A 240-nucleotide genomic window follows, 5' to 3' on the forward strand; every position below is an offset into this window, starting at 1 on the left:
GCCTTTTGATATGTAACTATTTGCCAAATTAAAAGCTTTTCGAAGTTCTTCAGCAACTTCCGCTACTTCTGTTGTTAACAGCATATAGTTATTTAAAAGTGAAGCACGAGTTCTCTCATAATTATCTTTATTAATTTCCCAGTTCATTTCTTCATGATATCCTTTTGCAAATTTCTGTAATTCTTTCACTGCTGCACCTCATTAAAAGTTTATTATCTTAAGATTTCCTAAGTCCTAAGA

General features: G+C 31.2%; 1 pseudogene. It reads right to left on the minus strand.

Features of this window, described 5'->3' with window-relative positions:
• Positions 1 to 189, minus strand: a pseudogene (locus V7659_RS31365) (hypothetical protein); the annotation flags it as partial.
• Positions 190 to 240: the final 51 nt, after the last annotated feature.

The sequence above is a fragment of the Neobacillus drentensis genome, from assembly GCF_036966985.1.
Taxonomy (GTDB): domain Bacteria; phylum Bacillota; class Bacilli; order Bacillales; family Cytobacillaceae; genus Neobacillus; species Neobacillus drentensis_E.